Source organism: Mesorhizobium sp. M2A.F.Ca.ET.043.05.1.1 (assembly GCF_003952445.1).
In the GTDB taxonomy this organism is placed as follows: domain Bacteria; phylum Pseudomonadota; class Alphaproteobacteria; order Rhizobiales; family Rhizobiaceae; genus Mesorhizobium.
The window spans coordinates 3862385-3879788 of the sequence record NZ_CP034446.1; the positions used below are offsets into that span (position 1 = coordinate 3862385).

A 17404-nucleotide genomic window follows, 5' to 3' on the forward strand; every position below is an offset into this window, starting at 1 on the left:
TTTCGATGGTTCCATTGTTCCGGCGCTGAACGCAGAACCGCGACACTTCACCAAACTGTGAGGCTCCTGCTCAACCGGAGTGCCGCGAGGCTTCGCCGGGAACATGCGGCGTGGCGAGGCGTTCTGTGCCAGTCCATCTCTCCGTCAGTAGGGCATCATGAAATCGAAGCTGGTCACTGAAACCTCGGGACAGAGAATATTCGTGGTCGTGCTCGATCCGGGCGAGGAAGCCTTCGCCTCCCTTACGGCTTTCGCGGGGCAGAAGGGAATTACCGGCGCCTCGCTGACGGCAATCGGCGCTTTCGAAAGAGCAACGGTCGGCTGGTTCGATTTCGGCTCGAAATCCTACCGCAAGCTACCGGTCGACGAGCAGTGTGAGGTGCTGAGCGCCATCGGCGACATCGCCGTCGACGACAGCGGCAAGCCAAGCCTGCATCTGCATGCGGTGCTGGGCCTGAGCGACGGATCCACCCGCGGTGGGCACCTGCTGGAAGGCGTGGTGAAGCCGACCCTCGAAGTCACGGTGACGGAATCGCCTGTGCATTTGCGGCGCACGAAGCGACTGGGCCTCGGCATCGCCCTGATCGATCTCGACGCGTAAAATCTCGCGTTGCCGAAACCGCATCTTCGGTCGAGCGTTCAAGCTTGATGGAAGATGCGGACGTCTTTACGCGAAACGCAGCCGTCGAGCGATACGGCGGATGCCTGTGCGGCAACATCCGCTATTGTCTGACGGCAGAGCCGCGCGTGCATTACTGCCATTGCGATATGTGCAGGCGCGCGACTGGCAGCGCCTTCGCCGTGCTTGGCTGGGCACCTGTCGCCGGCCTCTTGTGGCTGACCACGGAACCAGCCTATCGCCGCTCCTCGCCGATCGCCCGCAGAAGCTTCTGCCAGTCTTGCGGCACGCCGCTTACCCTTGCCTACGACGCGAACCCGTACGAAGTCGCGATGCATATCGGGACCTTTGACGATCCGTCCGGGCTTGAGCCGCGTCACAATTACGGTTCCTCGCAACGGCTCGGCTGGGTCTGCTGCGGCATCGACCTGCCGCACCATGACACGGAAGAACGATGGTAGCGGCGCACCGGAGCGACTTGCCGTTGCCATCGGAAACGCCGCCGATGGAAGCGCGAACGGCGGAAGCGTTGCCGGAGGGAAATGGTTCCTGGCAATACGAGCCGAAGTGGGATGGCTTCCGCTGCCTTGCCTTCAAGGACGGCAAGGCCGTCGATCTCAGGGCGAAATCCGGAAAGCCGCTTGGCCGCTACTTTCCCGAATTGATGGCGACGATGCAAAGCCTCGATGCGGAGGATTTCGTCGTCGACGGCGAGATCGTCATCGAGATCGACGGTCGCGCTTCCTTCGACGCGCTGCAGATGCGGCTGCACCCCGCGGAGAGCCGTATCCGCAAGCTCAGCATCGAGACGCCGGCGCGGCTGATCCTGTTCGACATGCTGGTCGCCCCGGGAGGCAAGATCATGCTCGAACGACCCCTGCGGGCCCGGCGCGAGGCTTTGGAGGCCTTTCTGTCCAAGGCGGCCAATCCCGGCCTCCAGCTGTCGCCATCGACCACCAATGTCGCCACCGCCAGGCAATGGCTGCAAGGCGCCGGCCACGGCCCGACCGATGGTGTCGTCGCCAAGATGCTCGACGAGCCATATCGGCCGGGCGAGCGCGCGATGGTCAAGGTCAAGCGGCTGCGCACCGCCGACTGCGTGGTCGGCGGTTTCCGCTATCTGAGCGGCAAACGGCAGGTCGGATCGCTTCTGCTCGGCCTCTACAACGACAATGGGCAGCTCGATCATGTCGGCTTCACATCGACCATCGCCAATGAAGACCGCGCGGCGCTCACGGCGAAGCTCGAGGCCTTGCGCGGGCCGGGCTTCACCGGCAAGGCGCCGGGCGGTCCGAGCCGCTGGAGCGCAGAGCGCAGCGGTGAATGGGAGCCGGTGAAGCCGGACCTGGTCGTCGAGATTCGTTTCGACCATGTCACCGGTGAGCGCTTCCGGCATGGCACAAGGTTGCTGCGCTGGCGGCCGGACAAGGCGCCGCGGCAGTGCACGTTCGAGCAGATCGCGTAGCCCAATCATCTCTTGAACGCGAAGAGGCTCGCATCCGTATCCTCCTTGCCGGCGATGGAAGCCGAGACGATCTCGGACGCGATCTGTGAAAACGTGATTCCGTTTCCGCCGTAGCCCATCACCGCATGAACGCGCGGGTGGCCGGGCACACTGCCGATAATCGGAAGTCCGGTGTCGGCAGCTCCGAACGAGCCGGTCCAGGCGAATTCCGCCGCGATGTCGAGTCGCGGGAAGATTTTGCCGAGTTTCTCCTCAAGTCGGTCCCTCTTTTCCGCGATCAGGGCGTCACGCCTCTCCTCGTCGGTGAACTCCTCGTCTTCGCCGCCGCAGATCACGCGACCATCGGATGTCGCCCTGAGATAGAGATAAGGGTCCGAAGCTTCCCAGATCAGGGCGGCGAGCGGCCAGATCTTCTCCGGCTGCGGCCGGGTGGCAATCGCCCATGTCGAGATGATGCGATGGCCGGTCCTCGGCACGATATCGAGCAGCTCGTAGCCGGTCGTGAGCACAAGATGGCGAGCATGTATCCTCGGACCGAGGCGCGTCGCCACCGTCACGCCGAGGCGGGTATCTTCGATGGCCGTCGCTTCCGCCGGCGCATAGAACCGTGCTTTTCGTTGCAACGCCCTCATCAGCAGCCCGGACGTCAATTTGCGTGGATCGAGCGCCAGATTGCCGTGGCTCAGAATCGCTGCGGCGCGCTCTATCCCGAAATCTTCTCTCAGCTTCTTGCGTGGCAGGAAGGACGCTCCAATGCCTGCCTCGCGACGCGCTTCGGCCTCGCTGCGCAGCTCCGGTGCATCGAGCCGATTGCCGGCCAAGTAGAGCGACGGCGTCTCGGCCGACCGGCAGCGAATATCGAGTTCCGCGATGCGTCCGCGCAGGTTGAGCAGCGACAGCCGCGAGCGGATCCAGGCCTGCCGCGCGGCATCGCCTCCAATCATCCTGGACAGCCTTGTCAGCGGTTGATCGATCTCGAACTCGACGAGCGCCGTCGTCGCGGCCGTCGAGCCCTGCAACGGCCCACGCCTGTCGATGCAAATGACGGCGTGGCCGTCGCGGGTCAAGGCTTCGGCCATCATCGCGCCGCTGATGCCCATGCCGACGATCAGGACATCGGTCTTTGCATCTCGGATCAGGCGTTCCGCCGGCACCGCGGGCGAGCGATAGGCAGACCAGACAGGTTTGCCGCTTCTGAGATCGAGCTGGCGAGGCATGAAAGTTCCCGGTTCGGCACGATAAGCCACAAGGCGCCGTGCTGTTCCCGGGCAACCGCGCCAACCATCCGTGATTGGATATGAAGCGGAACAACTGTTTCGGCGAGAGGTTCTCCACTTGAAGCTCAGAAATGGAGAACGTCATGGACCCGCGCGACAAACAGCGGCCTGCAAAGACCGACGAAACCGAAGCGCCGACCATCGAACAGCAGGACTGGGACGCTCTGGAGGGCAGCAGGATCCTGCCTGACAGCGTCGCGGTGAACGGTGATCCGCAGGACGATGCCGAAGCGGAAGGCGACCTTCCGGAAGAGGATGACGACAACCCCTTCCAGGACAGCGACGAAGCCTTGCCTGATGACGAAGAAGAACGCGTCCTGTCGAAGGACCCTTCCAAGGAAGGCAACCGGTTCGACGAGGTCTAACGTTCAGATTTCGAGCAGCGCGTAGGGACGGCCCGTCGGCTTCGTGATGTGCATGGCGACGTTGTAGACTTTGGCGCCGCCGGGGGTCTGGCCCTCGAAGCTGCCACGGTGGGCATGGCCGTGCACGACCGCGCTCACCTTGAACCGGTCGATCGTTTCCGCGAGCCTGGACGATCCGAGGAACGGAAAGATTTCCGGCGGCTCGCCGGCGACCGTCTCCGCGATCGGCGCATAGTGAAGCACCACCAGCGTGCGCTTGGCGCGGACCTGCCGCATGGCGTTCTCGAGCCGCATCGCCTCATTGACGCTCTCGGCCACCATGGCCTTGATCGCCGGCTCGCCGAAAGAGCCAAGCATCCTCGAGCCGAAGCCGCCGACAAAACCCTTGACGCCGACAAAGCCGACTTCCATCAGCTCCGTGGCCTGCCCATCGAGGAGATAGACGCCTGCCTGACGGAGCGTCGCCGCGATCTGGTCGACGCAGCCGGATTCGTAGTCGTGATTGCCGAGCACCGCGACCACGGGAATGGAGCAGGCGCGCAAATCCTCCGCGAGCAACTCGGCCTCCTTCGGCTTGCCGAGATTGGTGAGGTCGCCGGTGAGCACCAGGACGTCTGCTTCTCGGGAAACCTCGCCGAACAGGTCGCGGTAGGAGGTCTGCGCATCTTCCTGAACATGCAGATCGCCCATGGCGGCAACCTTGACCTTGCCGTTGCCGCTCGCTTTGCGGCCTGTCCTGCTTTGTTCAGCCATCGCGGAATTCTCCAACGCCGCCGACGCCGGCGAAGCCCCATTCCTTGACGTCGATCTCGTAGTCGACCTGCGACAAAAGCCGGCCGCGGCAGATCTTCATGCGCGGCGAAGGCAGTTTCCGCTGCCTGCCGAGCCGGTCGAGCAGATTGTCGAGCAGCCAGTCGGGAATGTGGTCGCGTTCGCTGGGATAGATCCATCTGAAATTCAGCAACTGCATCAAGAGCACCTCCCAGTGGGTGTCGAGATAGGAGAGCAATCTTTGCCAATCGATCTGCTCATGCGCCTTGAGTATGGTATGGGCGATGTCGGCGCCATCATGCCGGCCCCTGTCCTGGATGAAGCATTTCGACCAGATAAGCTCGGTCGGGCCGATGATCCTGACCCGGCTGCCCAGCAGCTCGACCTGGCGGGCATGCTCCAGCCACTGGTCCTCGACGTGCATGGTCCCGTTGGCGGAAGCAAAGATCACGTCGAAGAAATGCGGGCCTTCGAAGACCTTGCCCAGCCAGCGATCGTCCTCGATCTCGACGGCGTAGCCGATATCCTTGAAATGGGTGAGGATGCGTGGGCAATCGCCGGGCTTGCAGAAGATGTCGAGATCCTTGGTCTGGCGTACGACGCCGGTATAGGCGCTGACCGCATAAGTCCCGGCAACCAGAAACGGAATGTCGGTGGCGGCGAGTTCGCGGATTGCATGCGTGTAGAACGCTTCCGCCTCCGCGCTCTTCAGCGTCGGCTCCGCCTTTGCATCGATAACCGGCAGCGTCGCCAGCACTCCCGGCAACTCGTCATTGGCCATCAACCGTTGCTCCGGCTTTCGATCCTCATTCCCATGTTTCGGTAAACAGCGGCAGACCGGCGTTGTTCCGCGCTTGACGTCACGCTTTGACGAGCTTCGCCAGGACAGAGGCGCTAGTCGCCTTCGTCCCGGTACAGACGCTGGGTTGCCCGGTCGCTCTCGCGCCGCTCTGCCGGTCCGCGGCGGCGGCGGGTAAGGAGAACGTAGACGATCACGAGCATGAGAATGAGGGGGCCGCCCGCGACGACGATGAACCACAAGTCGGTGCCTGACATTGATCTTCCTTCCCGGATTGAAGGCTGTGCTCCCGCAAGCAGAGGCGCCGGTGGTGCGCTAACCGGTGAAAGGTTCAAATGTTCCGCTGTCGGAACGGAGACCGCACATCAGTCGTTGGTGGCTTGAACACGCTGGCAGCTCGCCATAACCCCGTACGGATGAAGCCCGACCTGCGTTTTCGTCCGTGACACAGGATTGCAGGCCGGGCCTGGCCTAAGTGAGGGCACAAAGGCCAACCTATGTTGCACGATGATTGCGCCGCCGCCTTAACATAGGTTGTTGATGGCGGCGAGGATTGAGCGCTTCTCTTTGGGCGAGTGGTCAGCGGCAAAGCGATCATGCGCTCAAAACGCATCAAACGTTTTCGCAAACCGGTTATCGTGCAGCCCGGCCGGATCGATCGTGATCGGGTGGTGGTCACTGTGCTGGATGCGGCCGACGTCCTTCTGCATACCTGGCCGAAGCCCAACTCCCGCGCCCGGCATCACGCCATCAGGGCGTGCCTTGCGGTGCTGCGGGACGAGCAGCCGCCACGCGTGGCTCGCCAGGCTTTCGTAGACGCCGCAAAGGACGCCAGGATTTTCCTGGGCGACCAAGCCTGACGCTATTTCTGGCTGCGCGCTTCTGGCCGGGTGCCTTGAGCACTTTGCCAAGGCGGATCAAGGCTTCTGTCTCCGCCCGATCTTGGCCAGCAACTGTCGGGACTGCTGCAGCAAAATGCGACTTCTGGCGATAGCCGAACCGGTTTCGCCGATCAGACGCTCCGCGCGTCGGCGGGTTTGGAGAAGATGTTCCAGGTCGAGCTGGATGCGATGCGAGCGCAGATCATCCATGATGCCGAACACCCGGGGAAGCCGCATGTTCCCTTCAGCCGACAAGCCGCTCCAGAACTGACATGACAACTCTCAGAGGCCGATGCAGCTCAGGGCGGACAAGAGCGGCGCACATCAGGTACCACCTGCGCCTGTTTGCCCGCTGGCCGGGTGCTGCAACGCTTGCTTGACGGCTTCAATCAACGCCGGCGGGCAGGGTTGGCCTTCATAGAGATCTTCGTAAAGCGAGCGGACTATGTCCTCTATCGACACGGACGGATCGGACTGCACGAGCTCGCGCGCAACAGCCTTGATGTCGGAAAAGTCATAGCCATTGGCAGCGGAGACCATTTTGTTCTCTTGTTGCTTGGCTGAGCGCCTCGCGGGCGACCCCAGGCGCCACTCAACCGGGTCCGCCGGGTGACGCTGAAGATATCTGCGCCCGGCTCAGGCCCCCGACAATAACGCAGGTTAAAGCGACTCTTTCCGGGCTCGGATAAATTTCGGCCCTGGCTATACAAGACGGTGGCAACCGAAGAGAGCCGGAGGGCCCGCCTAACTCTACCCCCAGGCGAGGCGGGCCCTTTTTGCGATCGGGGTCTTGACCGCGCCCAAGCTTCCAAAGAATTTCCGCCTCCCTCGCATGGGTTAATGCGTGGCCCGAGGCAGGGCGCAATTATCAAATGCAAACATAACAAAAGCGCGGCTAAGGGAGGTTGCGGCGTGATCAAATATCATCCTGTGCGGCTGAACGAGCTTATCGAACACTACATGGAAACGCGTTCCTCGCAGCGCACGCCGGTGTCGGTCGCAGCGGCCACGAGGGCCATCTTGACCGTCATGCCGGATTGCTCGGTCGAGACCCCGCAATTGAGCAACATGATCGCGCGATCGGCCGTCAGGCATGGTCATGCCGTGAGCTTCGATTTGACGCCCATCTAAAGCGCGTCGCGATCTTTCAGATCGCTCCATGCGCTTTGGGTTTTGATCTTACGCATGTCTTTATCCCGAAACCGGGTCCCACTTTCGGGAGACATGCTTTAGTCCGGCACCAAACCCATTATCGATCGCAAGGGATCGGCAGCGACTCGCGCGTCATGTCCACAATGTGGTGCGCCAGTTCCGTTGCGTCGCAAGGTTTTTCGAACCTGCGAATCTCAGCAAAGCGTGGGGGGATGGCAGCGGCGTCATAACCGGTGGCGAACACAAACGGAAGCCGCCTTTCCAGCAGCGCGTCCGCCACGGCAAAGTCGATGCCACCGGCCAGGTCGAGATCAAGTATGGCGGCGTCGACGCAATCCAGGTCAAGGGAGTTCAAGGCCTTGTCACGGGTCGCGAAGGGACCGATGACCGTCAGCCCGAGCCCCAAGAGGGCTTTTGTGATATCCTCAGCCAGAAAATACTCGTCTTCCATGACCAGAACACGAGCGCCGGCGAATTTCTCGTTCATGGCAAGCCTCCCGAGGGAGTCATTTGGACCGTCTTACGCGGTCCGACATTAACATAGGTAAGGTCGCCGTCGCATCATTGTGTGTATCACGGGGAAAGAGGACTGGGATGAGGCGACCTCTGATCCGCAAGCTTGAGAAATTCACGCGCCTTTCGCAGGCCGACAAGGAGATGCTGGTCAGAATTGCGGCGCAACGCGTCCGGCGCTTCGCCGCGCGCGAAGACATCATCCACGAAGGCGAGAAACCTGAGTTCATCAACCTGATCAACGAGGGCTGGGCCTGCCGCTATAAGACGCTCGAGGACGGGCGGCGGCAAATCATTGCTTTCTTCCTCCCCGGCGATCTCTGTGACCTCAACGTCTTCATCCTGAAAGAAATGGACCACTCGATCGGCGCCATCACGCCAGTCTCGGTCTCGGAAATTTCGCGCGCCGCCTTCGACGAGATGATGATCGGACATCCGCGCATCACTCAGGCTCTGTGGTGGGAATCGCTGGTCGCGGCGGCGATCCAGCGCGAGTGGACGGTCAACCTCGGCCAGCGCGATGCGCTCGAGCGGATGGCGCATCTGTTGTGCGAGCTGTTCATCCGGCTGGAGGCCGCCGGCTGCACAAGCGACAGCAGTTGCGAATTCCCGTTGACGCAGACGGAACTGGGCGAGACGCTGGGCATGTCGACGGTTCACGTCAATCGCACGCTGCAGGAGCTGCGGGCCTCGAACCTCATCGTGCTGAAGGACAGGACGCTGACCATTCCCAACCTCCAGGCATTGCAGGATGTCGCGCTGTTCAATCCCAATTATCTGCATCTCGATCGCGAGGGCAGGCATCTCGACGCCAACGAGGAGTGATGTCCAAGGGCCCGCCCAATAAGCCGCTTGAACCCGGTCTGGCAGATGTCAAACCGGGCTTGCGCGGGCATGCGCGTGCCGAAGCCCGCCTGCGGGAGAGCGACGAGACCCTGCGGGGTTTCGCCGAAGCCGCCTCGGACGTGCTCTGGGCCCGCAATGCCGAAACGCTGCAGTGGGAATACCTGACGCCGGCCTTCGACGCAATTTACGGGATGAGCCGTCAAAAGGCCCTGGCCGGCGACAATTTCGCCACCTGGGTCGACCTTATCGTGCCCGAGGATCGCGAGCATGTGCTGGGCCAGATCGCACGCATACGCGACGGCGAACGCGCAACCTTCCAATACCGCATCTGCCGGCCGGCCGACAACGAGATACGCTGGCTGCGCGATTCCGGCTTTCCGATGCGCGATGAGGCTGGAAAGGTCGCTTATATCGGTGGCGTCGGCCAGGACATCACGCGCCAGAAGCAAGCCGAGGAACAGCAGCAGGCCCACTTCGCCGAATTGCAGCATCATATGCGCAACACGCTGGCCGTGATCCGCTCGATCGTGCGGCGTACGATGGAGAAAAGCGAATCCCTGGACGAAGCCGCGGCTCACCTGGAAGGTCGCATCAACGCTTTCGCCCGCGTGCAGGCGGCGATCACACGCCGTCCGTCGATCGAGATCAACCTGGCATTAATCGTCGCCGAGGAATTGCGCGCCGCCGGGGGCCGGGAGGGCGATAACCTGACGATCGAGGGGCCGCCATTGACGCTCGCCCCCAAGGCTGCCGAGACGATGGGCTTGGCCATCCACGAACTGGCGACGAACGCGTTGAAATACGGGGCGCTCGCCAGCTCCAACCGGACTGGCCGCATCGACATCGAATGGCGTTTGGAGGAAGATCTGCTCCGCTTCGTCTGGGCTGAAAGCGGTGTTGAAGATTTGAAGCAGACCGAGCGACGAGGCTTCGGTTTCGAGGTGCTCGAGCGGACCTTGCCTTACGAGCTCGGGGCGACGGTGGAGTTGGGGTTCGCTCCGAGCGGTCTCAATTTCACGGCTGCTGTCCCGCTTCGCGCCATTAGAGCAATTTCAGGAAAAGTGTGAGCGGCTTCCGCTGGAAATTGCGTCAAAGGAAAGAGATAGAGTGGTTCACCGTTTCCGTGAAACGGCGAACCACTCTAAAGCGCGTCGCAATCTTTCAGATTCGCTCCATGCGCTTTAGGTTTTTGATTTGCGCATGTCTTTATCCCGAAACCGGTTCCCACTTTCGGGAGACATGCTTTAGCCGACGGCGGTCGTAACCGTCCGGGAGTCGCTGCGCAAATAGCCCGCCTCGTCTTCGTCTCTTTGCCTGCCGCCTAGCGCTGCCGCGACCGCAGCGATGAACGCGCCGATCACCAGCGACAGCGCGCCAACCAGTGCAGCGGTGGCGCTCGCCTTGCGGGCCTTGTCGGCGGCTGCCTTCGCTTTGTTCTTGGCGTCCTCGGCACGCGCCAGGACCTCGTCGACCCGCTTCTGCGCCTCAGCCTGGGGAAGGCCCGTGCGGGATGCCACGAGTTGGGCAAGATACGCCTTGTCATCCGCGCTCATTTCGCCGTTCGCAGCGCTGATTGTCAGTATGCGTGCGGCCTGTGCCGCAGCGTCCGCGTTGTTTTGGGGCGTTGCCGCCGCTGTAGGCGCGGCCGCGTTGCCGGTCGGCCGGAAGAGCGCGTCCACGAAATAGCCGGCGAGATCGTTAGTGGACGGAGCTTGCGCCGACGAAGCCTGCGAAGCCGCACCGGCGGCCGCGCCGCTCAGCAAACCAGTCGTCGCCTGGGCGCCCGTCCCGGCAATTCCGGAGACCGCCGAGCCGAGGACCGTGGCCACCAGCAGCGTGGCCAGGGCCCAGGCCAGGAATCCATGCGCGGTGTCGCGGAAATACACCTCGTCGGTATGCACGTTGACCCACTTCGTGCGAAGCCGCCCGGCGACATAGCCGCCCAACGCAGATGACAGCCATTGCACGATGACCAGCCAGACCGCGGTCGACACCGCAAATGTCGTCAGGGTAGGGCTACCCCATGGCGACATCATCGCCAAGCCGAGTCCGGAACCGACAAGCATGAGGATGACGGTCAAAGTGGCCGCCGCAAAAGCGCCGGCCACGATCGGCCCCCAATTGACGGCGGAGGATGATGTCTCAATCGTTGCGGGTTCGTCGGCCGTGGAAAAGGTCATCGTCGGCTCCTAACGTGCAAAAAGCATCAAAAGGATGATGATCGGAATTGGAACGCCGAGCAGCCAGAGCAGAATACCTCGTCCCATTTCGTCCTCCTGTAAGTCGTGTTCGAATTCTTGTATTTAATTCCTAGGTCTGGCTTTCGTTCCGCCTGAACTACTTGTTTCAATCAGCTGTTAAACTCAGGGCCTGACGCAAACGCCATCACCGCCCGCAAATCTTGGTCCGACGGAAGGCTCGCCCGCAAAAGGGGTGAACGGGCGAGCCTTTCGATAGGACGCCTGACGCCCAATACGGCGCATTCGGGACGCGGAACGCGCCGGCGCCGACCGAACTAAGAAAGGAGCGAGATGTTCCGAACGAAAGCAGTCCGCTGGTCGGGGGCGCCGCCTCTCCGCTATCGCCAGCATTCGAGAATTGCCTCCACCGGCGCGACCTCGACATGGTGGGAGTACCGCTTGGTGAAGAGCTTCAGGATGTTCTCATAGGCCTCATCGGATGCGCTGCAGATGGCGTCCTCCGCGAGGATCGTTCGATAGCCCAGATCGATGGAGCCAAGCAGGGTCGCCAAAACACACATATCGGCCTCACCGCCGCTGACGATGACTTCCTCGACCCCTTCGGACTGAAGCACGCCAGCCAGTTCGCCGCTCAGCCACGGTGAATAGATCGGCTTATCGAACACACGCGCCGGCGGGATATGGACGGCAAGCTCGGGCAGAAGGTCCACCGCCTCCTCGCCGGCCCTTGCGATCGTCATGTCCGCCCAATGCTCATAATATTGTTTCCACTGGCCGTGGCCCTCCCCGGATTTCGCGCGGGATGAACCTGGTGAAGATCGTGGCTTCGGGTCGCTTGCGCACCAGCCTCTGAACTTGTGGCAGGATCACGGGCAGCCAATCGACCGCCCATGGCCACGGCGGCGTGAACATCTGCTGCATGTCTACGCAAATATGGACGGCTTTCGCCGAGATCGGTGAGAGCGCGGTCGAGGCCATCAGACCGCAGCACGTTCGATATTGCGAGAAGCAGTTCGCGTGTCGAATTCCTGTGTCAGGCTGGACTCTTTGATGCGGCAGGCCAAGGCACGCATTGCGCGTGCCACCGGATACATCTTGATGCGTTCGAATTCCCTCGCTTGCGCCTCGGCCATGGCCGCGCAACGTTCCCGTTCGGCGATTTCAGGACGAAGATTTTCGGCAGCATATTCCATGTTGGATTTTCTCCATCGCGTTGTCTGCCGCTAAACTCCGATTAAAGTCCTCCGTTCCATCAAGGCAGGCGCTTGCCACATTTTTCGAAAAGCGCTCGCGCCGACCGGCCTCGATTTGCCAAGTCACAATAACAAATGATGTTTTTGGCCGGTGCGACGGAAAAATTCATCGAACGATTGGCCCGATACGAGGTTTGTTGCCGTCATCGGCGGCAGAGCCAGCGTGGCGGCTGACGCTGCCTGATTTGTCGTCTAGGCAACTTCGGCACCCAAGCGGATCCAACCCGAAATCCGCCCCGCCACGGCCGGGCGATTTTTTACGTCATGGAAACGAGGGCCCTTGGGGAACAAAGGGCCGGAACGGTGGTTCGGTGCCACCAAGACCAAAGGAGCCTTGCCCCATGAGCATGCGGATATTCCTTATCCCGTCGGCGACCGCCGCGCTGATGCTTGCCCTCCCTGCCTTCGCGGCCGACGACGCGCAGACCTTCGTCAACAAGGCTGCGATCGGCGGGATGTTCGAAGTGGATTCGAGCAAGATCGCGCAGGACAGTGCGAAGGATCAGCAGATCAAGGATTTCGCCAAGCGGATGATCGCCGATCACGGCGCGGCGAACGCCAAATTGCAGAAGATTGCCGGCGAGCAGAAGCTGCAGGTGCCGGCGCAATCCGATGCCGCTCATAAGAGCGATCTGGAACGATTGCAGAGCACGACGGCCTCGCTGGACCAGCCTTACGTCGAGATGCAGCGTAAGGCGCATGCGGACGCGGTCGGCCTGTTCGAGGCCTACGCCAAGAACGGAGACAATCCCGCCCTCAAATCTTTCGCTGCGGAGACGCTGCCGACGCTGAAGATGCATCAGGACATGATCGAGAAGATCGCCGGCGCCAGCGCGAGCACGCCGGCGGTCAAATCGGCATCGACGCCCAAACCACCCGCTCCGGTCCCCGGCGCGAACAGCTTCACCGAAGCGCAGGCGAAGAAGCGCATCCAAGACGCCGGCTATGCGGACGTGTCCGCCCTCGCCAAGGACGAACAGGGCATCTGGCGCGGCCAGGCGACAAAGGACGGCAAGGGCACCTCTGTTGCGCTCGACTACCAGGGCAACGTCTTTGCCGGCCAACAATAGACAGGAGAACCGACATGCAAACGATCACCGCCCTGTTCGACGACTATGACGATGCCGCCGACGCCGTGGGCGCGTTGGAGTCCACCGGCGTTCCGTCATCCGACATCAGCATCATGGCCAACAATGCCCGCGGCTGGCATAGGAACACGCAATCCCCCGCAGCCGAGGACGCCGCCAGCGGCGCCGGTATCGGCGCGGTCGTGGGTGGCGCCGGCGGCCTGGCAACGGGCCTGGGCGCGATGGCGATACCGGGCGTCGGGCCTGTGGTCGCGGCCGGCTGGCTGGCGGCGACGGCCGCGGGCGCCGTCGCCGGAGCGATTGTCGGCGGCGCGGCCGGCGGCATCATCGGCAGCCTGACCGACGCCGGCGTGCCGGAGCAGGACGCGCATGTCTATGCCGAAGGCGTCCGCCGAGGCGGCACGCTGGTGACGGCTCGCGTCGAGGACGACCTCGCTTCGGAAGCCCGTGAAATTCTCCGCAGCTCCGCATCGGTCGACATCGCCGACCGCCGCAGTGAATACCAAGCGGACGGATGGGCAGCATTCGACCCGGCCGCCGGCGATTATTCGGCTGACGATGTCGAGCGCGAGGCGGCGCGACGGCGGGGAGCCTGAGCCAGACACGCGCTCGACAAAGGCCAGGAAGGAATCGGCATGAGACGTGTTGTTTTGCCGCTCATACTGACTTTGGTCGTGCTGCTGGCATGTTACTGGGTCTTCATTCGTGTCGACAGCGGCTCATCTTCGGCGCCATGGAAGCGCACGCCCGAACAAAACCAGGGCGGGAATGCGCCGCAGGATACCTCGCCAGCTGCCGGCATCACGAAGAATCCACAGGACGCCAGCAAGATGCCGGGGGCTGAGTGACAGTCGAAATCGTTGCTCCCGAATGGCTACTCGCGCGGCACGAACTTATTGAAGCGGCTGGTGCTGCCCTCGGCGGTCATGTCCTGGTGAACGAACGCCAGGTTGCTGTCGTCCAGCACCTTGAAGAAATCCTCCCATTCGATCGGCCTCAGATCTTCGTCGCCGGCGCCGAAATCGACCCGCAGCGTGGCAGCCTTCCCTGGGGTCGCGACAACGGCAGGCCGTCCTTCGCGCGCCTCGATCCAAGCTCGGATCACTTCGTGATTTGAGGTGGTCATCGCCTCGCTCATTGCGGCCTCCTGCTGAGAGTTCCCTTCTCTCGAAAGCAACCCGGCAGGCATCCGCTTGTTCCCATGGGGCCCGGTTTTGTAGGCTCGCCGCAACCGAATATCGGCAGATAGAGAAGGCCCGCTGCCTGCATGCGGCAACGGGCCTTGTCAGGTCTTGATGGGACCCTGGATCGCTGGAGGGAGGGCGATCCTCTTTCGAACCGGCAGGCGCTCGAAATGTTCCCGCGAAAGTCAGAGTTTGACGGCGCTCTCTCTCGCCCAAAGCCGCAACTTGCGGCAAGCCTCGACGAACGAGCGCGCGGAATCGCCGCCCGTGAGCTCGATGAGCCCCTCGTCCGCATCGGCCGCTACCCCGGCGCTTGCCAGCAGAGGTCCGGCACCCGCGACGAAGCCGATGAACTTCAGATGCGCGAAGGCATCGGACACGAAGTCCTTTGCCGCAGCATCCCTGGACAGCATCTCGGCGCCTTCCTCCGAAACGAGCAGCACGACCGCATCGAAGAGAACGGAAGGACCGCCGTCGATCATGTGATTGGCTTCGATCCAGCTGCCATCGCCTGCCTCGACACCGCCCACCCGGCGCGCCACGATTTCCACCTTGGCGCCTTCGGCTTGCGCCGCATCCCGCACCGCTTGCAGCAGGCCGGAATCGATGCCGTCGCTGACGAGCACGCCGATCTTGCGGCCCTTGAAGGTGTCCGGCCCGTTGTTGATGATGCTGAGCGCGGGCGACGGCTCGAGGTCATCGCGTGTCGGCACGGCCGCGTCGGCAGGCGCCGGCATGGTCTTGATGCCGAGCTTGTCGGCGACCGTGGTCGCCAGCGTCTCGTCGATGTTGAGCAGATGGGAGATCATCCGCTCGCGGATGACCGGCGTCTCGACCTTGCTCAGTTCGAACGTCAAAGCCATCGCGATGTGACGCTGCTCAGGCTCGGTCTGGCTGATGAAGAATTGCCGGGCCTGACTGTAGTGATCGGCGAAGCTCTCCGCCCGCAACCGGACCTTCTGCCCCTCCTCCGCATCGGCAAAGGAGCGGAAGCCCCGCTCGGGTGACTCACGCGGCCCCTCGCCCCAGGAATTCGGCTGATAGTTGGCGCGGCCGGCGGGATTGCGCATCGCCATGTGACCGTCCTGCTGGAAATGATGGAAGGGACATTTCGGCGCGTTGATGGGAAGGTGGGTGAAGTTGGGGCTGCCCAGGCGCTTGAGCTGCGTGTCGAGATAGGAGAAGTTGCGTCCCTGCAGCAGGGGATCGTTGGAGAAGTCGATGCCTGGCGGCACGTTCTGCGTCATGAAGGCAACTTGTTCGGTCTCGGCGAAGAAGTTCTCAGGCATGCGATCGAGAACAAGGCGCCCGACCGGGATCGGCTCGATGATCTCCTCGGGAATGATCTTGGTCGGATCGAGGATGTCGAAGTCGAAACTGTCGGCGAAATCCTGGTCGAAGAGTTGTACGCAGAGCTCCCACTCCGGAAAATCGCCCGACTGGATGGCGTTCCAGAGGTCGCGGCGGTGGAAATCGGGATCGGCCCCGTTGATCTTCACGGCTTCGTTCCAGACCACCGACTGCATGCCCAACTTCGGCTTCCAGATGAATTTGACGAAGGTCGATTCATCCTTTGCGTTGACGAGACGGAACGTGTGCACGCCGAAGCCCTGCATGAACCGGAACGACCGGGGGATGGCGCGATCGGACATGATCCACATGATCATGTGCATTGATTCCGGCGTGAGCGAGATAAAATCCCAGAAATTGTCATGCGCGGATTGGGCCTGCGGGAACGCCCTGTCCGGTTCCTCTTTCACGGCATGGACCATATCCGGAAACCTAATCGCATCCTGGATGAAGAAGACCGGGATGTTGTTGCCGACGAGGTCCCAATTGCCCTCCTTGGTATAGAGCTTCACGGCGAAGCCCCGCACATCCCGCGCCAGGTCGAAGGACCCCTTGCTGCCAGCGACGGTCGAGAAACGAACGAAGGCGGGTGTCTTCTCGCCGGGCCGCTGGAAGATGTCGGCCTTGGTGTACTTGGCGAGCGACTCATACGTCTCGAAGAAGCCATGGGCGCCGTAGCCGCGCGCGTGGACGACGCGCTCGGGGATGCGCTCATGATCGAAATGGAAGATCTTTTCGCGGAAATGAAAATCCTCGATCAGCGTGGGACCGCGGTCGCCGATCTTCAACGTGTTGTGGTCATCAGCGATCGGCGCGCCAAGCGCCGTCGTCTGCACCTCGACCTTGCCTTTGGCCACCTGATGCAGCTCGCCGCCATTGCCGCGGACAAGTTTCTGGTCATGAATCTCAGCCACGGCTGTAGCGTCGGCCGGGGAAGCTTTCTTCGGCATTGTCGGTGTCCCTTTTGCTCGGTGAAATGTGCTCGCTGAATGATGTTGCCGAACGAGCAATCGGGGCGAATGTTCCCGCTGGCGGAGGCGGGCATGCCCAGCTCGAACTATCTTTGAACGTCGTCCGATCCCTCCCCTGCCCCGCTTGCCTGGGAGCGGTCCGGCGTTACCCGCGAGGATGCACACGCGGGCACCTCTCGCGGCGCAGGGATGCGAGATTTTCGGCGCCACCAGCGCGGCAGGAACTCGGCCATCAGGCTTTGAATCAGGCTCTTCATCGGACTGCCCATGTAACGTTTCACAGGCGAACAGATGCCGACCCTGATTGTTCCGGGTCGGCGCGATCAGAGCGTCGTCAGTTGAAAGTCAATTGGGACGGGCCTTGCGCGCATGTGACGCGATCGCGGCGTCCAGCTTTCGCGCCAGTTCCAGCATTCGAGACGGCGCTTCCTCGGATCCCAGCGCCTCCAACGCGACGGTCGTCTCGCGTTCCGGCGTTGTCGTCTCGGACAGCTCCTGTTCCGATCTCAGTGTTTCACGAACCTTCCGTGCCACGGCCGCGCCCTAACATGGGTTAATGCCTGCCCACTAACCCAATGACGGAAAAAAGGTTCCTGCTTCGCTCTTCCGCTGGACCGACGAACGTCCTTTCAATGCAGCTTTCCCCGACGCGGAAGTCGACGTCGCCTA

General features: G+C 62.2%; 23 protein-coding genes and 1 pseudogene. 11 read left to right on the forward strand and 13 right to left on the reverse strand.

Going from position 1 to position 17404, the window contains the following annotated elements:
* Window positions 1-157: 157 nt before the first annotated feature.
* Genes EJ069_RS18830 through EJ069_RS18840 form a run of 3 tightly spaced genes read left to right on the forward strand, consistent with a single transcriptional unit; the run spans window position 158 to window position 2084 of the window.
* Window positions 158-601 (forward strand): PPC domain-containing DNA-binding protein, encoded by a 444-nt coding sequence (locus EJ069_RS18830; protein ID WP_126062582.1) that lies wholly within the window; start codon window positions 158-160, stop codon window positions 599-601.
* Between the two features lie 47 nt (window positions 602-648).
* Window positions 649-1080 carry a GFA family protein gene (locus EJ069_RS18835; protein WP_126064795.1) on the forward strand — a complete coding sequence of 144 codons (432 nt, stop codon included), beginning with the start codon at window positions 649-651 and terminating at the stop codon, window positions 1078-1080.
* A complete protein-coding gene (locus EJ069_RS18840; RefSeq protein ID WP_126062583.1) occupies window positions 1074-2084 on the forward strand; it encodes an ATP-dependent DNA ligase in 1011 nt (336 codons plus the stop codon). The genes EJ069_RS18835 and EJ069_RS18840 overlap by 7 nt, the downstream gene beginning before the upstream one ends.
* A gap of 5 nt (window positions 2085-2089) precedes the next feature.
* Here the strand turns inward: EJ069_RS18840 and EJ069_RS18845 are convergent, their stop codons facing one another.
* Window positions 2090-3301 carry an FAD-binding oxidoreductase gene (locus tag EJ069_RS18845; RefSeq protein WP_126062584.1) on the reverse strand — a complete coding sequence of 404 codons (1212 nt, stop codon included), beginning with the start codon at window positions 3299-3301 and terminating at the stop codon, window positions 2090-2092.
* Window positions 3302-3444: 143 nt separating this feature from the next.
* On the opposite strand from EJ069_RS18845, the gene EJ069_RS18850 reads away from it, so the two are divergent.
* A complete protein-coding gene (locus EJ069_RS18850) occupies window positions 3445-3726 on the forward strand; it encodes a hypothetical protein (protein WP_126062585.1) in 282 nt (93 codons plus the stop codon).
* Window positions 3727-3729: 3 nt separating this feature from the next.
* On the opposite strand, the gene EJ069_RS18855 is transcribed toward EJ069_RS18850, so the two are convergent.
* From EJ069_RS18855 to EJ069_RS32810, 3 genes are all read right to left on the reverse strand, one after another.
* Window positions 3730-4479 (reverse strand): metallophosphoesterase, encoded by a 750-nt coding sequence (locus EJ069_RS18855; protein ID WP_126062586.1) that lies wholly within the window; start codon window positions 4477-4479, stop codon window positions 3730-3732.
* Window positions 4472-5278, reverse strand: a complete 807-nt coding sequence (locus EJ069_RS18860) for a nucleotidyltransferase family protein (RefSeq protein ID WP_126062587.1) — start codon at window positions 5276-5278, stop codon at window positions 4472-4474. Before EJ069_RS18860 ends, EJ069_RS18855 begins: the two co-directional genes overlap by 8 nt.
* Before the next feature lie 113 nt (window positions 5279-5391).
* Window positions 5392-5553, reverse strand: a complete 162-nt coding sequence (locus tag EJ069_RS32810; RefSeq protein WP_189341621.1) for a hypothetical protein — start codon at window positions 5551-5553, stop codon at window positions 5392-5394.
* Window positions 5554-5892: 339 nt separating this feature from the next.
* Between EJ069_RS32810 and EJ069_RS18865 the strand changes: the two genes are divergently transcribed.
* A complete protein-coding gene (locus EJ069_RS18865) occupies window positions 5893-6156 on the forward strand; it encodes a DUF982 domain-containing protein (RefSeq protein WP_126062588.1) in 264 nt (87 codons plus the stop codon).
* A gap of 57 nt (window positions 6157-6213) precedes the next feature.
* Here the strand turns inward: EJ069_RS18865 and EJ069_RS32815 are convergent, their stop codons facing one another.
* Window positions 6214-6387, reverse strand: coding sequence for a hypothetical protein (locus EJ069_RS32815; protein ID WP_189475877.1), 174 nt, complete (start codon window positions 6385-6387; stop codon window positions 6214-6216).
* 114 nt (window positions 6388-6501) lie between these two features.
* Complete coding sequence (locus EJ069_RS18870; protein ID WP_126062589.1) at window positions 6502-6717, reverse strand: hypothetical protein; 216 nt, start codon at window positions 6715-6717, stop codon at window positions 6502-6504.
* Between the two features lie 372 nt (window positions 6718-7089).
* Here EJ069_RS18870 and EJ069_RS18875 point away from each other — a divergent pair, with 372 nt between their 5' ends.
* Window positions 7090-7308, forward strand: a complete 219-nt coding sequence (locus EJ069_RS18875; protein ID WP_126062590.1) for a hypothetical protein — start codon at window positions 7090-7092, stop codon at window positions 7306-7308.
* Between the two features lie 118 nt (window positions 7309-7426).
* On the opposite strand, the gene EJ069_RS18880 is transcribed toward EJ069_RS18875, so the two are convergent.
* The gene (locus tag EJ069_RS18880; protein ID WP_126062591.1) at window positions 7427-7816 is read right to left on the reverse strand and encodes a response regulator; all 390 of its coding nucleotides are present in this window, start codon (window positions 7814-7816) and stop codon (window positions 7427-7429) included.
* Between the two features lie 107 nt (window positions 7817-7923).
* On the opposite strand from EJ069_RS18880, the gene EJ069_RS18885 reads away from it, so the two are divergent.
* Together EJ069_RS18885 and EJ069_RS18890 are read left to right on the forward strand one after the other, a co-directional pair.
* Window positions 7924-8667 (forward strand): Crp/Fnr family transcriptional regulator, encoded by a 744-nt coding sequence (locus EJ069_RS18885; RefSeq protein WP_126062592.1) that lies wholly within the window; start codon window positions 7924-7926, stop codon window positions 8665-8667.
* Entirely contained in the window at window positions 8667-9755 is a 1089-nt protein-coding gene (locus EJ069_RS18890) for an HWE histidine kinase domain-containing protein (protein ID WP_126062593.1), read from the forward strand. The genes EJ069_RS18885 and EJ069_RS18890 overlap by 1 nt, the downstream gene beginning before the upstream one ends.
* Before the next feature lie 177 nt (window positions 9756-9932).
* On the opposite strand, the gene EJ069_RS18895 is transcribed toward EJ069_RS18890, so the two are convergent.
* The 3 genes and pseudogenes from EJ069_RS18895 to EJ069_RS18905 all read right to left on the reverse strand — a co-directional run bounded on the left by EJ069_RS18895 (window position 9933) and on the right by EJ069_RS18905 (window position 12082).
* Complete coding sequence (locus EJ069_RS18895) at window positions 9933-10868, reverse strand: hypothetical protein (RefSeq protein ID WP_126062594.1); 936 nt, start codon at window positions 10866-10868, stop codon at window positions 9933-9935.
* A 398-nt stretch (window positions 10869-11266) separates the two neighbouring features.
* Window positions 11267-11653: pseudogene (locus EJ069_RS18900) on the reverse strand (isochorismatase family cysteine hydrolase); the annotation flags it as partial.
* Between the two features lie 213 nt (window positions 11654-11866).
* Complete coding sequence (locus EJ069_RS18905) at window positions 11867-12082, reverse strand: hypothetical protein (RefSeq protein ID WP_126062596.1); 216 nt, start codon at window positions 12080-12082, stop codon at window positions 11867-11869.
* Window positions 12083-12483: 401 nt separating this feature from the next.
* Between EJ069_RS18905 and EJ069_RS18910 the strand changes: the two genes are divergently transcribed.
* The 3 genes from EJ069_RS18910 to EJ069_RS18920 are packed head-to-tail and all read left to right on the forward strand — an operon-like array spanning window position 12484 to window position 14078.
* Window positions 12484-13212, forward strand: coding sequence for a DUF4142 domain-containing protein (locus EJ069_RS18910; protein ID WP_126062597.1), 729 nt, complete (start codon window positions 12484-12486; stop codon window positions 13210-13212).
* A 14-nt stretch (window positions 13213-13226) separates the two neighbouring features.
* The gene (locus tag EJ069_RS18915; RefSeq protein ID WP_126062598.1) at window positions 13227-13826 is read left to right on the forward strand and encodes a hypothetical protein; all 600 of its coding nucleotides are present in this window, start codon (window positions 13227-13229) and stop codon (window positions 13824-13826) included.
* A 39-nt stretch (window positions 13827-13865) separates the two neighbouring features.
* Window positions 13866-14078 carry a hypothetical protein gene (locus tag EJ069_RS18920; protein ID WP_126062599.1) on the forward strand — a complete coding sequence of 71 codons (213 nt, stop codon included), beginning with the start codon at window positions 13866-13868 and terminating at the stop codon, window positions 14076-14078.
* A gap of 26 nt (window positions 14079-14104) precedes the next feature.
* Here EJ069_RS18920 and EJ069_RS18925 read toward each other — a convergent pair whose 3' ends face one another.
* The 3 genes from EJ069_RS18925 to EJ069_RS18935 form a co-directional block, all read right to left on the reverse strand.
* Window positions 14105-14368, reverse strand: coding sequence for a hypothetical protein (locus EJ069_RS18925; RefSeq protein ID WP_042647291.1), 264 nt, complete (start codon window positions 14366-14368; stop codon window positions 14105-14107).
* A gap of 231 nt (window positions 14369-14599) precedes the next feature.
* A complete protein-coding gene (locus tag EJ069_RS18930) occupies window positions 14600-16714 on the reverse strand; it encodes a catalase (protein ID WP_126062600.1) in 2115 nt (704 codons plus the stop codon).
* A gap of 366 nt (window positions 16715-17080) precedes the next feature.
* The gene (locus EJ069_RS18935; protein ID WP_126062601.1) at window positions 17081-17269 is read right to left on the reverse strand and encodes a hypothetical protein; all 189 of its coding nucleotides are present in this window, start codon (window positions 17267-17269) and stop codon (window positions 17081-17083) included.
* Between the last annotated feature and the right edge of the window lie 135 nt (window positions 17270-17404).

What these genes read in the sequence shown, in the direction of transcription:
- EJ069_RS18915 (WP_126062598.1), top strand. Translation starts at nt 13,227, where the DNA reads ATGCAAACGATCACCGCCCTGTTCGACGACTATGACGATGCCGCCGAC.
- EJ069_RS18895 (WP_126062594.1), bottom strand. Translation starts at nt 10,868, where the DNA reads ATGACCTTTTCCACGGCCGACGAACCCGCAACGATTGAGACATCATCC.
- EJ069_RS18905 (WP_126062596.1), bottom strand. Translation starts at nt 12,082, where the DNA reads ATGGAATATGCTGCCGAAAATCTTCGTCCTGAAATCGCCGAACGGGAA.
- EJ069_RS18860 (WP_126062587.1), bottom strand. Translation starts at nt 5,278, where the DNA reads ATGGCCAATGACGAGTTGCCGGGAGTGCTGGCGACGCTGCCGGTTATC.
- EJ069_RS18830 (WP_126062582.1), top strand. Translation starts at nt 158, where the DNA reads ATGAAATCGAAGCTGGTCACTGAAACCTCGGGACAGAGAATATTCGTG.
- EJ069_RS18930 (WP_126062600.1), bottom strand. Translation starts at nt 16,714, where the DNA reads ATGCCGAAGAAAGCTTCCCCGGCCGACGCTACAGCCGTGGCTGAGATT.
- EJ069_RS18855 (WP_126062586.1), bottom strand. Translation starts at nt 4,479, where the DNA reads ATGGCTGAACAAAGCAGGACAGGCCGCAAAGCGAGCGGCAACGGCAAG.
- EJ069_RS18870 (WP_126062589.1), bottom strand. Translation starts at nt 6,717, where the DNA reads ATGGTCTCCGCTGCCAATGGCTATGACTTTTCCGACATCAAGGCTGTT.
- EJ069_RS18840 (WP_126062583.1), top strand. Translation starts at nt 1,074, where the DNA reads ATGGTAGCGGCGCACCGGAGCGACTTGCCGTTGCCATCGGAAACGCCG.
- EJ069_RS18885 (WP_126062592.1), top strand. Translation starts at nt 7,924, where the DNA reads ATGAGGCGACCTCTGATCCGCAAGCTTGAGAAATTCACGCGCCTTTCG.
- EJ069_RS18865 (WP_126062588.1), top strand. Translation starts at nt 5,893, where the DNA reads ATGCGCTCAAAACGCATCAAACGTTTTCGCAAACCGGTTATCGTGCAG.
- EJ069_RS18890 (WP_126062593.1), top strand. Translation starts at nt 8,667, where the DNA reads ATGTCCAAGGGCCCGCCCAATAAGCCGCTTGAACCCGGTCTGGCAGAT.
- EJ069_RS18850 (WP_126062585.1), top strand. Translation starts at nt 3,445, where the DNA reads ATGGACCCGCGCGACAAACAGCGGCCTGCAAAGACCGACGAAACCGAA.
- EJ069_RS18835 (WP_126064795.1), top strand. Translation starts at nt 649, where the DNA reads ATGGAAGATGCGGACGTCTTTACGCGAAACGCAGCCGTCGAGCGATAC.
- EJ069_RS18925 (WP_042647291.1), bottom strand. Translation starts at nt 14,368, where the DNA reads ATGAGCGAGGCGATGACCACCTCAAATCACGAAGTGATCCGAGCTTGG.
- EJ069_RS18920 (WP_126062599.1), top strand. Translation starts at nt 13,866, where the DNA reads ATGAGACGTGTTGTTTTGCCGCTCATACTGACTTTGGTCGTGCTGCTG.
- EJ069_RS18880 (WP_126062591.1), bottom strand. Translation starts at nt 7,816, where the DNA reads ATGAACGAGAAATTCGCCGGCGCTCGTGTTCTGGTCATGGAAGACGAG.
- EJ069_RS18910 (WP_126062597.1), top strand. Translation starts at nt 12,484, where the DNA reads ATGAGCATGCGGATATTCCTTATCCCGTCGGCGACCGCCGCGCTGATG.
- EJ069_RS32810 (WP_189341621.1), bottom strand. Translation starts at nt 5,553, where the DNA reads ATGTCAGGCACCGACTTGTGGTTCATCGTCGTCGCGGGCGGCCCCCTC.
- EJ069_RS32815 (WP_189475877.1), bottom strand. Translation starts at nt 6,387, where the DNA reads ATGGATGATCTGCGCTCGCATCGCATCCAGCTCGACCTGGAACATCTT.
- EJ069_RS18845 (WP_126062584.1), bottom strand. Translation starts at nt 3,301, where the DNA reads ATGCCTCGCCAGCTCGATCTCAGAAGCGGCAAACCTGTCTGGTCTGCC.